The sequence below is a fragment of the Salinicola sp. V024 genome (assembly GCF_052645315.1).
The window spans coordinates 100,166-113,709 of the sequence record NZ_JBQXYB010000011.1; the positions used below are offsets into that span (position 1 = coordinate 100,166).

Genomic DNA, 13,544 nt, shown 5'->3' on the forward strand with positions numbered 1-13,544 from the left:
CCATGCGGGTGGTCGTACATGGTAGCGAACTGGCCGCGGCGACTGCCGCCGCCGCGTTGTGCTCGGTCGGGCATCAGGTTACCTGGATGCCACATGCCGACTTTCCCTGGGAAAGCCTGGCCAATGCCGACTGGCTGATCAGTGAACCGGGCGTCAGGGACCAGATTCAGGCCGGCCAGGAGTCGGGACAGTTGGTGATCGTCGATGCCGTCCCCGACGATGCTGAAGCCGATGTTCACTGGCTGGCACTATCGCCGGATCAACGCGAGGCCGCCGAGAGCTACGTTGCCGCGGTGCCGGGGCGACAAAGCTCGCCGCTGATCATCGTCAACAACTCGACGTTTCCCGTGGGCCAGACAGAGAAGCTGGAAGCGCTGTTGGGGCACTCCTCGCAGGTGGCCGTGGCGTTGCCGGACCGGATCGAGGAAGGCCGCGCCTGGGAAACGTTCACCCGACCGGCGCATTGGCTGTTGGGCAGCGAGGACGACTGGGGTACCCAGCAGATCCGTGAGCTGCTGCGTGCGTTCAACCGACGCCATGAAGTGTTCCAGTTGATGCCGCGTCGTGCCGCCGAGCTGACCAAACTGGCCATCAACGGCATGCTGGCCACGCGTATCAGCTTCATGAACGAACTGGCTGGCCTGGCCGACTCGCTCGCCGTGGACGTCGAGTACGTGCGTCAGGGGATGGGGGCCGATACGCGTATTGGTTTCGAATATCTCTACCCCGGCTGCGGCTTCGGCGGCCCCAATTTCTCCCGAGACTTGGTCCGCCTGGCCGACGTCCAGCACTCGACGGGGCGCGAATCCCACTTGCTCGAGCATGTGCTCGATATCAACGAGAGCAAGAAAGAGACGCTGTTCCGGAAACTCTGGAACCATTTCGAGGGCGAACTGGAAGGTCGCACGGTCGCCATCTGGGGCGCAGCATTCAAACCGGGCACCGCGCGTATCGATCACGCTCCGGTGCTGACGCTGCTGGAAGCGTTGTGGGCGCAGGGCGTCAGGGTCAAGGTACACGACCCGGCCGCCTTGCACGCACTGGCCGCGCACTATCCGGATCATCCGCAGCTCGAGATATGTGAAGGAGACTTCTACAGCGCCTGCGAAGGGGCCGATGCCCTAATGCTGGTGACGGAGTGGAAATGCTACTGGAATCCGGACTGGAGACGTCTGCTGCAGGCGCTCAAGACACCGCTGATTCTGGACGGCCGCAATATCTACGATCCGACCTACGTGGCGTCTCGGGGATTCGTCTATCGGGGTATCGGTCGCCGGGCCTAGTTCTAGCTTTCTCCCTGGTTCTGGTTCTAGCCCCGACGGCAACCCTGTAGACGGGGCGAGCGCCGGTCATTCTAGACCGGCGTTCGAACCGCCACCTCGCTGTTGAGCTGCGCGTATTCCCAGTTCAGGTGGGGCCACAGCGCATCGAAATACTCGCCACGATCGTGTCGATGATCGATTCGATAGGCCTCATCGGTCAGGGTTATCGCCAGCAAGGGTGTCATCTCATCCGGCAACTCGCCCGGCGACGACGTTGCCAGGCGCAAAGTGCTCTTGGAATCGAGCATCAGCCAGCACCATCCGGCGGTGGTTTCCTGGATCCGTGCGCGCCATTGGCACTGCAGTCCGCCGATCCCACCGAAGGCCGCCTCGATTCGTCGGGCGAGCCTTTCCGGCATCTCCACGCTTCGCGCGCTCAGTCCATGCCAGAAGAACACCAGGTTCCAGGCTTCCTGCGCCGAGTCACGCACGTCAGCTTCCTCGGCTTTTGCCAGCGCAGCCAGTGAGCGCCCGTCGTCGGAAGCCAGTTGCGCATTGAGCTCGTCGATGTGACGTCGATGATGGTGGCTGTAAAGCAGGTCGATCTGCGCCCGGGATACCTCGGGTTCCAGCGAATGTCGCTCGAAGGGAAGCGCGGGCAACTCGAACCGGGAAGCGAAATGGGGCATCGTATTCATCGACAGTGGGAGAGGAACGGAGTAGCGGAAAAAGAGTCCGACAGAGATCGGCCGACGGCGGGCATGCTACCGCGAACCGGGATCGGATCGCCAATGCGATACGCATTGCGGCCGCGGCCGTTATCATGCGAACCGTACGCTGCCAAGCCTAGGCTTTGTGATGGCTTTCACGTAACGTAATTGCGTCAGCGGTTTACGCCCGGCTTGCGGCATTGAGCCTTCATTCTGCGGGTTCCGCTCGACAGGAACCTTTTTGGCATATTTTCATCAGTTCGAGATTCCAGGCGTCGAAGATCATCTCGATCGCAGAATCGGCGTCCGCAACATTATCGGAAAGGTATAAGACGGCCATGCCATCACGATCCGACGAGCATCGCGCTTCTCCGAGCATCGTCCCCGACCGCAACGACATGACGGTGCCCAGGGCCGGGACACATCATTATCGAGGGGCCGGCGGCCGTCGTGCCCCCAGGGTATGGCCGCTGTGGATCCTGCTTCTGTTGCTGATTGCCGGGGCCTGCGCAGGCGGCTGGCAACTCTGGCAGACAGTGCAGGCGCAGAATGCGCAGATCGACCGGCTCAACCAGCGGCTGGATTCCACCGGCTCGACGCTGGACGCATCCGGTGAAAGCTTGCGCGCCGAATTCGACCGCCTCCGCGATCAGCTCGATGGCACTCAGGCCGCCGTGGGCAGTCTGGAAACCCGAGTCGCCGATTTCCGGCAGGGCGACCATAAGGCCGAGCAATTCGAATCGCTGCAGAAGACCGACCAGAACCTCAGGGAGCTGATCGGGGCGTTACAGTCCTCGTTCACCGCGCTGGAGAGCACTGGCAAGGATGAGCGGGGCGCAATGGCAGCACGACTTGCCACGCTCGAGGAAGGCCAGCAACAGCGGGATGATCGACTCGCTTCGCTCGGTGACGCCGTCGATCGGCAGCAGCAGGCCAATCAAGAGCAAGCCGACCAATTCAGCGCGTCGATCGAACAACTTCGCCAAGATCAGCAGGCGCTTTCGCAGCAGCTCGGGACGACGGATGATTCGGATATCCAGGCGGCAATCGACGATCTGCAATCGACGGTGTCGAAGCTCGAAACACGAGTCGGTACCCTGGCCCAGCAGGAGTCTCCGTCTGCGGACGACGTCGACCAACTTAAAGGAGCGGTCACGGAACTTCGCCAGGGCCAGACCGCGCTCAGCGCGAGTCTCGAATCGTTGCAGTCGCGTATCAGCGATATGCCCACCGGCGCCAGCGCGTCCCAGATTCGCGACCTCAGGGAACGGTTGGGGTCGCTCGAGGCCAGTCGCGCTCAGCTGACGCGTCGCGTGACGTCGCTGATCACCAACGTTTCCAACCTACAGCGCGGCGGAGGTTGAGCCGATGTCTCAAGCTAGAGTCCTACGGATGGGACTGCTGTGCCTTGTGCTACCCGCGGCAGGGCATGCCTGGGCGCTCGATGTCACCGTCAAGGGATTGAGTGGCCCACCGGCGAAGAACGTCATCGACATTCTCTCGGAGCTGGAAGCCGACAGCCAGGCCACCCGCGAACGTCTCGACGGCGTGGTGCGTGACCGTGCCGAGAAGGCACTGCAGGCATTCGGTTACTACAACGCCAGTCTCGCCACCCGTTACCCCAACGAGGATAACAAACGCGTCGTCATCGATATCAAACCCGGCGAGCGTACGCAGATCACCCAAGTCGATCTTTCGCTCGAGGGCGATGCCAAACAGGACGAGGCGTTCGAGCAGGTCATGGCGAGCAGTCCGCTCAAGGTCGGCGACCCGTTGCTGCACTCGCGCTACGACGGTTACAAGGGGAAGATTTCCACGCTGGCACTGGAACGAGGCTACTTCAATTCGCGCTTTCGCCAGCAGCGTATCGAAGTTCGGCCGTGGGAGAACAGCGCCCGCATCTTTCTCGACTTCGATAGCGGGACACGCTATCGCTTCGGCAACGTTCACTTCAAGGGCAGCCAGATCGAGCAGCGCCGGCTCAGAAACATGATTCCGTTCGAACCGGGCGATCCCTACATTGCCGGGGATCTGGCAACGCTCAATCAGAACCTGGGACAAACCAACTGGTTTGCCGGGGTCGCGGTGCGCCCGCGCGTCAATGAAGACGCTTCCCCGACGCCGCCCAGCCGATGGTGGAGCGCCGCAACCGGGCGTGACACGATGGCCGATAACACCGAAGTCATGGGTGGCCCCGGCCTGAGCGCCGCCCGTGAATTGACTAACAGCCAGCCGACGATCGTGCCGGTCGATGTCGAACTGACGCCGGCGGATCGCCATCAGTTCGAGGTCGGGGTGGGGTACGCCACCGACGTCGGTCCGCGAACGCAGTTCACCTGGACCATGCCCTGGCTCAATCGTTACGGCCACAGTCTGACCAACTCGCTGTTTCTTTCGGCGCCGGAGCAGCGCGTCTCCGGGGAATATACGATTCCGCTCGCCAACCCGTTGCGGGACAGTTACCGCGTTCGCTACGGGCTCAAGAACATCGACAACGAAGACACCAAGAGCTTCGAGAGCTCGGTGCAGCTGGCACGCCACTGGGAGTTTTCCAATGGCTGGATCCAGGATCTCTACTGGCAGACCACCTACGAAGACTTTACCCAGGCCGATCAGGACGACGCCGTGCTGCTGCTCTATCCCGGCATCAGCTGGTCGCGCACCCGCAAGCGCAACGAGACCTTCCCGAGCTGGGGCGACAAGCAGCAGCTGACGCTGGAGTGGTCGGATCCATCCTGGGGTTCGGACGCTCGCTTCGTGCGAACCACCTTCGATTCCCAGTGGGTGCGCATGCTGGGTAGCGAAAACCGTTTCGTCGGTCGGATCGGCGGCGGCGCCATGGCCACCAACACCTTCGACAAGGTGCCACCGTCGCTGCGTTTCTTCGCCGGGGGCGATCAGAGTATCCGCGGCTACTCCTATGAAAGTCTGTCCCCGGAAAACGACGATGGAGAACTGCTGGGCGGCCAACACATGCTGACCAGCAGCGTCGAATACCAGCGTCATCTGGCCGGCAACTTCTGGAGCGCCACGTTCGTCGATACGGGCAACGCCTTCGACGAATGGTGGCCAGACGAGCTCAAGACCGGCGCCGGTGTTGGCGTGCGCTGGATTTCACCCGTTGGGCCGATTCGTTTCGATATCGCCCACCCGTTTGACGACGAGGAGGATTCTTGGCGTCTCCATTTCTCCATCGGACCGGAGTTCTGATTCGGCTGCTGCTGTTCCTGATCCTGTGGCTACTGGGCCTGGTGCTGACGCTCATCGGACTGGGCCTGTCTCCCTGGGGCAGCCACTGGCTGTTCGATCAGGCGCAGTCGCGCGGCTGGGTCGAGGCGCAGCGTTTCGAGGGCGCCCCGCTCGACGAGCTGACCATCGACGGGTTGCACCTGTCGGCCGGCACGCTGGATGTGGCCGTGGATCACTTTCACCTCGCCTGGGCCGATGACTGCCTGCTCAAGGGACGCGTGTGTCTCGACGATCTGAGCGTGGTCGGTGCGCGTATCCGGATGAGCGAGAGTGATCAGCAACCGACGCCGCCTCCCGAAACGGACGGCGACAGCGGCATGCCCTCGATCTCGGTACCGCTACCGATCGAGATTCGCCAGGTGCGGCTGGATGACGTCAGCGTTCAGTTGGCCGACGGCACCGACATTCATTGGCAGCATTTTCAGACCGGCGCCGAAATGGCCGGCAATCACCTAAAACTACTGCCGACGACGCTGGACCAGGCGCGTATTCGATTGCCGCAAAGCCCGGACCAGGCGCTGGCCATGCCCGATCTTGGCCCCGGCGTCGTGAGTCCGGACGCCATGCAGGCGGCGCTGACCGTTCAGGCTGCCGGCGAGAACGCGACTGGCGAACGCGTCGCGTCTCCGGCGACGCCGGCTACTGTCGCCTCTGAAGCCTCTGGAGGCGCATCGTCGACAGCCGGTGCCGACGCTGACTCCGACGATCGGGTGGCGGCCGTACTGACGCCATTGACGCTGGCCGCGACGGCCAACGTGGCAGACGGGGATACCTCGCAACGTGACGCTAGCGTCGAGCGGATCGAGCAGACGCTTCGCGATCTTCGCCAGCAGCTGCCCGACATTCAGCTGCCGCTGGAAGTTGAGGCACCCAGCCTGACGATCAGCGATGTCAGACTCGACGGGCCAAGCCCACAGCAACTGAACCGGCTGGAGCTGGCGTTCTCCGCCGTCGACCGCAAAATCGAGATACAGAGACTGATGGTGGATGCCCCTGACGGCCACGCCGAGCTCACGGCGAGCGCCGAACTGCAGGGTGATATCCCGTTCTCGCTATCGCTGAATGGGCGCGTCACGCGGGCGCCGATCGACGGGCAGACGGTTGCGCTCGACGCTTCCGGCACGCTCGCCGATCTTGACGTCAAACTACGCACCGACGGCAAGGCCAGAGCCGCGATCGATACTCGAGTGCAGGCCTTCGAACCAGGTCTACCGTTTTCGCTGCACGTCGAAACGGGCCAGCTGCGCTGGCCGCTGGCGACGAGCCCGTTCGCGTCTCTGCCCGACTCGGGTGAAGGGCTCGACGTTGCCGCGACTATCGACCCCACGGCTATCGGGGCCGCGCGGGCGGTGAGTGGCGTTGCCGCCGCCGATTCTGCACCGCCGCAATACCAGCTCGACCACCTGACCCTGGATGTCGACGGCAGGCTCGAGAACTATCGTGCCGCGGTGGATCTTGCCGGGCAGGGACAGGGACTGCCGCCCGTCGCGCTGACGGTGGCCGGAGAGGGGGATCTGAGCCATTTCCAGTGGCAGCCCATGCACGTCGCCAGTCAGGGCGGTCAACTCGATAGCCAGGGCACGGTACGCTGGACGCCGGTGCTCTCGGCGAGCGTGAACCTCGATTTCAAAAAACTACCGCTGGGCGCTTTCACCCAGGCCGTGACCGGAGAGCTGAACGGTCAGACGCGTGCGGCCTTCGCCATGCGCGACGATGGCGGCTGGCAGCTGTCGGTCCCTCAGTTGGCGATCGATGGCACGCTCCAGCAGCGAGCGCTCAAGCTGAATGCGCAGATCGATGGCAACAGCGAGATGCAGTGGGATATCCGTGAGCTGGATTTCCGTCAGGGTAACAATCGGGTCACCGCCAGCGGGCGCGTCGACCAGAATCTCGATATCGACGGCCGTATCGACGCCCCCGCGCTGGGCACGATTCTGCCGGCACTCTCGGGCGCCCTGCGGGGCCAGTTCGAGGGGCGTGGCACGCTGGAGCGCCCGCAGATCGCCATCGATCTGCAGGGCAGCGGTGTCGGCTATGCGGAGAACCGCCTCGATCGATTGACGTTGAAAGCCAATTCCACCGGGACGCAGGATCCGCAGTTCGACGTCGATTTCACTGCCGCTGGCATTCAGGCCGGCGGTCAACAGATCAGCGCCATCGATCTGGGCCTGCAGGGCCGGCTGTCCAGCCATCAGCTCTCTCTCGACGTGAGCGGCGGTGAAGGTCTGCCGCTCTCGCAGGCCTCCATTCGCCTGCAGGGGGGCCTCGACAGCGCATTCCAGCATTATAAAGGCGCATTCTCGCGGCTCTCGGCCTCAACCGACTACGGCGATATCGCGTTGCGCGACTCGCTGGGCTTCAATGCCGATCTGACCCATTCCAGCGCTATGATTTCGCCGTTCTGTCTCGATCGGCAGCAAGGCGGGGCGCTATGCCTGACCGAACGCATGACCGCTTCCGCGGACCAGGGCCGAGCGGCGCTGTCGATCGATGACATTCCGATGGCACTGCTCGACGACTTCATGCCCGATGGTTGGCAGATCGACGGCCAGACCGACGGCAAGCTGATTGCCAGCTGGTCACGTGGCGGCCAGGCCTGGGCCGCCAAAGCCGATATCGACAGCAACGTCGCGGTCAGCGGCGTCGATGCGCGCGGCGCGCCGTGGCAAGTGCCGGCGGCAACGATGTCACTGTCGCTGGATGCCAATCAGCAGCAGGCCCGGACCCAGCTCGATCTGCAACTGGAAGACGCGGGGCGAATTCAGCTCCAGGCCCAAGTCGACGATCCGGCCGGCGACGGCGCGCTGCAAGGACGGCTGCAGATGAGCGATCTCCGCTTCAGCCCCTATCGGCCGCTGGTGGCAGGCATCGATCAACTGGAAGGGGCCGTCAACGGCGATGTCTCGCTCGGTGGCACGCTGGCCATGCCCGCGTTGAATGGCGATGTCGTCATCGATGGCGTCAAGGTCAAGGGTGGCGTATCGCCGGTCGCGGTGACCGATGCCAAACTGACGCTGGCCCTGCAGGGCCAGTCGTCGACGCTGCAGGGCTTCGTCCAGAGCGATGACGGCCGCCTCGAGCTGACCGGCGATGCCAATTGGCGGGATCCGGCCAACTGGCGAGCCAACGTCAATATCGATGGCACCGACTCGCCGCTGCTGGTGGCGATGCCGGCCTACGGCCGGCTGCGGGTGTCGCCGGACCTTCAGATCCATGCGATGCCGCAGCGACTTCAGGTACGCGGCGACGTCACCGTGCCGTGGGCGCGTCTGGAGATCGGCCAGTTGCCTGCCTCGGCTCAGGCGCCCAGCAGCGATACCGTGATCATCAGTGAGGAAGATGATCGCCGGCAGCAGGCAGCCGCCGCCGCCCGGGAGAGCGAAGACGGGGCGGGTACCGCACAGGCGTTGGCCGATGCCGGCATGCAGCTCGATGTTCGCGTCAACCTGCATCTCGGGCCCGACATGAAGCTGGAAGCCTACGGCCTCGAAGCCGGGCTCACCGGCGATCTACAGGTTCGCCAGGGCACCGGCCCGGTCCAGCTGTATGGCGACGTCAATCTGACCGACGGCACGTACACCTCTTTCGGTCAGGATCTGATCATTCGCCAGGGGCAGGTGCTGTTCAGTGGCGCGGCCTCGCAGCCAAGCCTGCAGTTCGAGGCGATTCGCAATCCCGACACCACCGAAGACGACGTGGTCGCCGGGCTGCGGGTCACCGGTTCGGCATCGGCGCCACGGCTGACGATCTTCTCCGAGCCGGCAATGACGGAAAGCCGAGCGCTTTCCTACATTCTGCGCGGGCGAGCACCGGAGGACGCCGGCGGCGGTGACGATGCCCTGACTTCGGCGTTGATCGGGCTGTCGCTCTCTCAGACCGGTAGCGCGGTGGGTCAGGTCGGCGAAGCGTTCGGGGTCCAGGATCTGAGCCTCGATGCATCGGGATCCGGCGACGACAGTCAGGTCGTGGTCAGCGGATATGTCTTCGATGACTTGAAGGTGAGTTACGGCGTCGGCATATTCTCTCCCATCGCCGAACTGACGCTGCGCTACCGCCTGATCCAGAACCTCTATCTTCAGGCGGTCTCCGGTGCTGCGCAGGCCGTAGATTTGATCTATACCTTCAGCCTCGGCCGTACCAGCGGCAATTGAAGGCCACCGGCAATTGACCCTAACGGCGTCCGACACCTCGGACGCCGACTTCGACATCTGGGAGATGACCATGTTTCAACGACGTTCCGAATCGCTCCCCACCGCGGAAACAGCACTCCCGGGGCGCGATAAGCCCATCGCCATCAGCGGCGAGCACCTGATCAATGGCGCCTCGATGCAGCCACCGTTTCCGGCGGAGACCGAGCAGATCGTGCTCGGGGCCGGCTGTTTCTGGGGCGCCGAGCGCCTGTTCTGGGAACAGGAAGGCGTCGTCGTGACGGCGGCGGGCTATGCCGGCGGTGTCACGCCGAATCCGACCTATGAAGAGACATGCTCGGGCAGGACAGGCCACACCGAGGTCGTTCTGGTCGTCTATGACCCGGCTCGAGTGACGCTTCAATCCCTGCTGAGCACCTTTTGGGAAGCGCACGATCCTACTCAGGGCATGCGCCAGGGCAACGACATGGGCACGCAGTATCGCTCGGCGATCTATACCACCAGCGACGCACAGCAGACGGCAGCGCAACGGAGTCGAGACGAGTATCAATCGGCGCTGCAGGCGCGCGGGCTAGGGGTCATCACCACCGAGATTCGGCCGTTGGATACGTTCTACTACGCCGAGGAGTATCACCAGCAGTATCTGGCCAAGAATCCCAACGGCTATTGCGGACTGAAGGGCACCGGCGTGACCTGTCCGCTGCCGGCCTGACCGCACGTTCGGTCGGCTTCGGTACAGGGTTTCCTGCCTGTCCCGACTCACTGATCCTGCCGAGCGGGACGGGCAGCCGGTTCGGATGGGCGGGATCTCGGTTCAGAAGGACAACTCGGCGGCTCGGACGGGCAGGGTGCCCACTGCTGGAGCTGGGCCCCGATCCGACGGGCCAGCCAGGAGCGCAGCCGACCGCCACACACTTCGACATATCCAACATGGCCACCGTATCGCGCGATCTCGACCCGAACCGATGAGGAAGGGGCCGGCAGGCGCGAGAACAGATCTCGTGGCATGAACGGGTCGTCGGCGGCGTGCAGCACCAACGTGGGTGTTTCGATCTCGCCCAGCAGCGGGCCCGCCGAGGCGCGGCAATAATAATCGCTGGCCGAACGGAAACCGTGCATTGGCGCGGTGATATCGTTGTCGTAGGCCCAAAAACTGTTCAGGTGCCGAATATCCGAGGAGGTGATCCTCAGCGGTAGCGACATCGTCTGTAGCCGAGTCATCACCTTGCGTTTGAGCTGTCGCAGCAGATAGCGCTGATAGACCCGCGCGAAGCCGCGATCGAGTGTGTCGGCGCTCGCGGCCAGATCCAGCGGGGCATTGATCGCGATGGCGCCGGCCAGCGGCAGCTCATCGGCGCTGTGTTCGGCGACCAGCTTGAGCAGCACGTTGGCGCCCAGGGAAACACCCGCCGCCACCATCGATGCACCGGGATAACGCTGCGCCAGCAGATCGATGATCCAGCGGGCGTCTGCGGTATCGCCGGAATGGTACGCCCGCGGCAGTCGATTCGGCTCCCGACCGCAGCCCCGAAAATGCATCAGCACGGCACGCCACCCGAGATTTGACGCGGTGTACAGCAGTTCTCTCGCGTACGGCGAATCGAATGATCCTTCCAGGCCATGAAAGAGCACGAAGATCGGCGCGTCGTCGCGGGTAGGCACGGGGCTCGCCCATGCCAGCTCCACGAAATCGCCGTCCGGCAGATTCACGATCTCGGGATCCTGCCTCAATGATCGCCCCCGCAGCAGGCGCGGCAGCAGCGTCTGCACATGCGCATTGCGAAGCCACCACGGCGGATCGAAGTCGGCCGCGGCGATCATGCCGGACGGGCGAGTCTCACTCATCGGGAATCGGTGCGCCCTGGGTCAGGTTGTCGTGACCTTGCCCCGTGATGATCACGTTGTCCTCGATCCGGATGCCGCCATGATCCGCGAGCCGGTCGATGGCCGCCCAGTCGATGGCACGGCTTTGCGAGCCCTGACGGAAGGGTTCCAGCAGCATCGGGATCACGTATAGCCCCGGTTCGATCGTCACCACCATGCCTTCGTCAAGCGTGCGGGTCAGGCGCAGCGCCGGATCGGCCACCGGCGGCGGCAACGGCGTCCCCCGGCTATCGCGCTGCCGGCCACCGACGTCATGAACCTGTATGCCCAGGCTGTGGCCCAGGCCGTGGGGGCAGAAAGCGCGCGTCAGCCCGCTTTCGACCGCCGCGGCCGGGCTCATCGAGGTCAGCCCGGTATCGACCAGGAGTTCGGCGAGATATTGATGCATGTCGAGGTGTAGCTCGACGAAATTGAGCCCCGGCGCCAGCTGCGCGATCAGGCGGTGCTGGTAGTCGGTCACGCCCTGAACGAGACGCTCGAATAGCGGGTCGGCGTGAATGGAAGCCCAGGTTCGGGTGATGTCCGCGGCGTAGCCGGCGTGCGCGTGGCCGGCGTCGACCAGTAACGACTTCGGCGTCGCGGGCGCCGCGGAGGCGTAGTGCTGGTAGTGGAGAGTGCCGGCGTGGTGATTGATGCCGATGATGTTCTGATAGGGGACCTGGGATTCCCGCTGACGCGTGGCGGCCAGATAGGCGAGCTGGATGTCGAGCTCGCCGGCACCCATCGCGAAGGCGTCGCGCGCTGCCTCGTGGCCGGCCAGCGCCCACTGGTTGGCGACGAACAGACAGTGGCGCTCGTAATCGTCCTTGCGCATGCGCAGCTCATCCAGAGCGGCGATCAGTGCCGGCGGATTGAGTTCCGCCCCTAGTGGCATCGACGAGGCGTCCAGGTTGCCGATCACCGCCAGTCGACGAGCGGAAACCTCCTGCGGGGGCGGCCAGCCGGTATCACGAAGCGGCTGCAACGCCAGGACTTCTGCCAGCACGCCCGCTGGCGCGGGTGTCGGAAGATGCCAGAAATCCGCCGGCGCATAGTAGTACCAGCGCGGAGCGCGACCCGGCTGAACCAGCAGCCAGTCGTGCTGATGATGGCTGGCGCCGGTCCAGTGGACGAAGTGACCGTAGCCTCTGAACGACGCTTGCTGGTCGTCGGCAAAGAAGGTGCCGGCATGGCCGCTGTAGATAAGCACCGCATCGAAACCTTGTTCGGCCAGAATCGTGGCGTAGGCGGCCTGCAGGCGTTCCAGATGAGCGCGTTGAAGGGCTTCGACGGTGTTGTTGTCAGACGTCATTGAGCGTCTCCTGTCCTAGGGCTCATCGATGAGCAGCAGAAAGTTGCGTCAGCAGGCCCGCTAACGAAGGGTGCCGGCTATCGTGGCGAAAGTAGAGGCGCAGCGACAGCGACACGTCCCAGCGCTGGTCGCCGGCCCGTGTCAGATCGCCGGTCTCGAGCAACTGCCGAACCGTGCGCCAGGGCAGCCAACCGAGGCCGTAACCCTGCTGCACCAGTTCACGAATATTGGAGGTCTGGACGCTTTCGTTGAGCGTCGAGAGATGCACCTCCTGACGCGATCGCGTCCAGTGTGCCTGCAGTGCCGCGGCGATCAGGCCGCCGGAATGATAGGCGATATGCGGCAGCGGGCTTCGCTTATCCCCCGGCAGCGCATAACGCGGCTGGCCGTCGGGATTGACCACGCTTACCGGCACCAAACGCTCTTCGCCGATCTCTAGATAGCGTACGCCGGTCAGATCCAGGTCCAGCGCCGTGCGCCCCTGTGGCCAATAACACAGCGCCAGATCGACCTCGCCACGTTCCAGCGCGTGAAAGTAGTCCTCGATCAGCCAGCCGGTCGCGCGCAGGTAAGGTTCGACCTGCTGGCTGATTGCGTTCGCCTCCAGCCAGGCGGGGACGAAATGCGTCACCAGACTCTGGGGCGCCGCCAGTTTGACGCGACGGGCGTCCTCTCGGTCGAGATTCTTCAGCCGCTCCCGGGTCACTCGCACTCGCTCGCTGATCTGCTTGCACAGAATCAGAAATTCCTCGCCGGCGGGGGTCAGGCTGAGCGGCAGTGTCTGACGATTGACCAGCGTGGCGCCCATTGATTCTTCGAGCAGCTTGATGCGTCGCGAAAAGGTCGGCTGGGTGACATTCTGTTGATCGGCGGCACGGGAAAAATGACGCGTTTCGGCCAAGACGATGAAGTCTTCGAGCCAACGTAGTTCCATGGTGTTCTCTATCGTCAATCACGCTGTTGCGATGTCGCGGACGGCGGGTTGGCACATCATCTCATC

Annotated in this window: 9 protein-coding genes; 5 read left to right on the plus strand and 4 right to left on the minus strand. The window is 63.8% G+C overall.

Annotated features, from left to right (window positions below):
* Positions 1 to 2: 2 nt before the first annotated feature.
* Entirely contained in the window at positions 3 to 1,283 is a 1,281-nt protein-coding gene (locus ACUN9V_RS15395) for a nucleotide sugar dehydrogenase (RefSeq protein WP_445512033.1), read from the plus strand.
* Between the two features lie 71 nt (positions 1,284 to 1,354).
* Here ACUN9V_RS15395 and ACUN9V_RS15400 read toward each other — a convergent pair whose 3' ends face one another.
* Positions 1,355 to 1,951, minus strand: coding sequence for a Fe-Mn family superoxide dismutase (locus ACUN9V_RS15400; protein WP_445512034.1), 597 nt, complete (start codon positions 1,949 to 1,951; stop codon positions 1,355 to 1,357).
* A 359-nt stretch (positions 1,952 to 2,310) separates the two neighbouring features.
* Here ACUN9V_RS15400 and ACUN9V_RS15405 point away from each other — a divergent pair, with 359 nt between their 5' ends.
* The 4 genes from ACUN9V_RS15405 (at position 2,311) to msrA (ending at position 10,081) form a co-directional block, all read left to right on the plus strand.
* Positions 2,311 to 3,336: a hypothetical protein gene (locus ACUN9V_RS15405; RefSeq protein ID WP_445512035.1), complete on the plus strand. Its 1,026-nt coding sequence runs from the start codon at positions 2,311 to 2,313 to the stop codon at positions 3,334 to 3,336.
* A 4-nt stretch (positions 3,337 to 3,340) separates the two neighbouring features.
* Positions 3,341 to 5,182: an autotransporter assembly complex protein TamA gene (tamA, locus tag ACUN9V_RS15410; protein ID WP_445512036.1), complete on the plus strand. Its 1,842-nt coding sequence runs from the start codon at positions 3,341 to 3,343 to the stop codon at positions 5,180 to 5,182.
* Complete coding sequence (gene tamB / locus ACUN9V_RS15415; RefSeq protein ID WP_445512037.1) at positions 5,146 to 9,372, plus strand: autotransporter assembly complex protein TamB; 4,227 nt, start codon at positions 5,146 to 5,148, stop codon at positions 9,370 to 9,372. Before tamA ends, tamB begins: the two co-directional genes overlap by 37 nt.
* 64 nt (positions 9,373 to 9,436) lie before the next feature.
* Positions 9,437 to 10,081 (plus strand): peptide-methionine (S)-S-oxide reductase MsrA, encoded by a 645-nt coding sequence (gene msrA, locus ACUN9V_RS15420; protein ID WP_445512054.1) that lies wholly within the window; start codon positions 9,437 to 9,439, stop codon positions 10,079 to 10,081.
* A 47-nt stretch (positions 10,082 to 10,128) separates the two neighbouring features.
* On the opposite strand, the gene ACUN9V_RS15425 is transcribed toward msrA, so the two are convergent.
* From ACUN9V_RS15425 to ACUN9V_RS15435, 3 genes are read right to left on the minus strand one after another with little or no spacing between them, the layout of a single operon-like run.
* Positions 10,129 to 11,214, minus strand: a complete 1,086-nt coding sequence (locus tag ACUN9V_RS15425; RefSeq protein WP_445512038.1) for a hydrolase — start codon at positions 11,212 to 11,214, stop codon at positions 10,129 to 10,131.
* Positions 11,207 to 12,544 carry a Xaa-Pro dipeptidase gene (gene pepQ, locus ACUN9V_RS15430; RefSeq protein ID WP_075562277.1) on the minus strand — a complete coding sequence of 446 codons (1,338 nt, stop codon included), beginning with the start codon at positions 12,542 to 12,544 and terminating at the stop codon, positions 11,207 to 11,209. The genes ACUN9V_RS15425 and pepQ overlap by 8 nt, the downstream gene beginning before the upstream one ends.
* 22 nt (positions 12,545 to 12,566) lie before the next feature.
* A complete protein-coding gene (locus ACUN9V_RS15435) occupies positions 12,567 to 13,478 on the minus strand; it encodes a LysR family transcriptional regulator (protein WP_445512039.1) in 912 nt (303 codons plus the stop codon).
* Positions 13,479 to 13,544 lie beyond the last annotated feature (66 nt).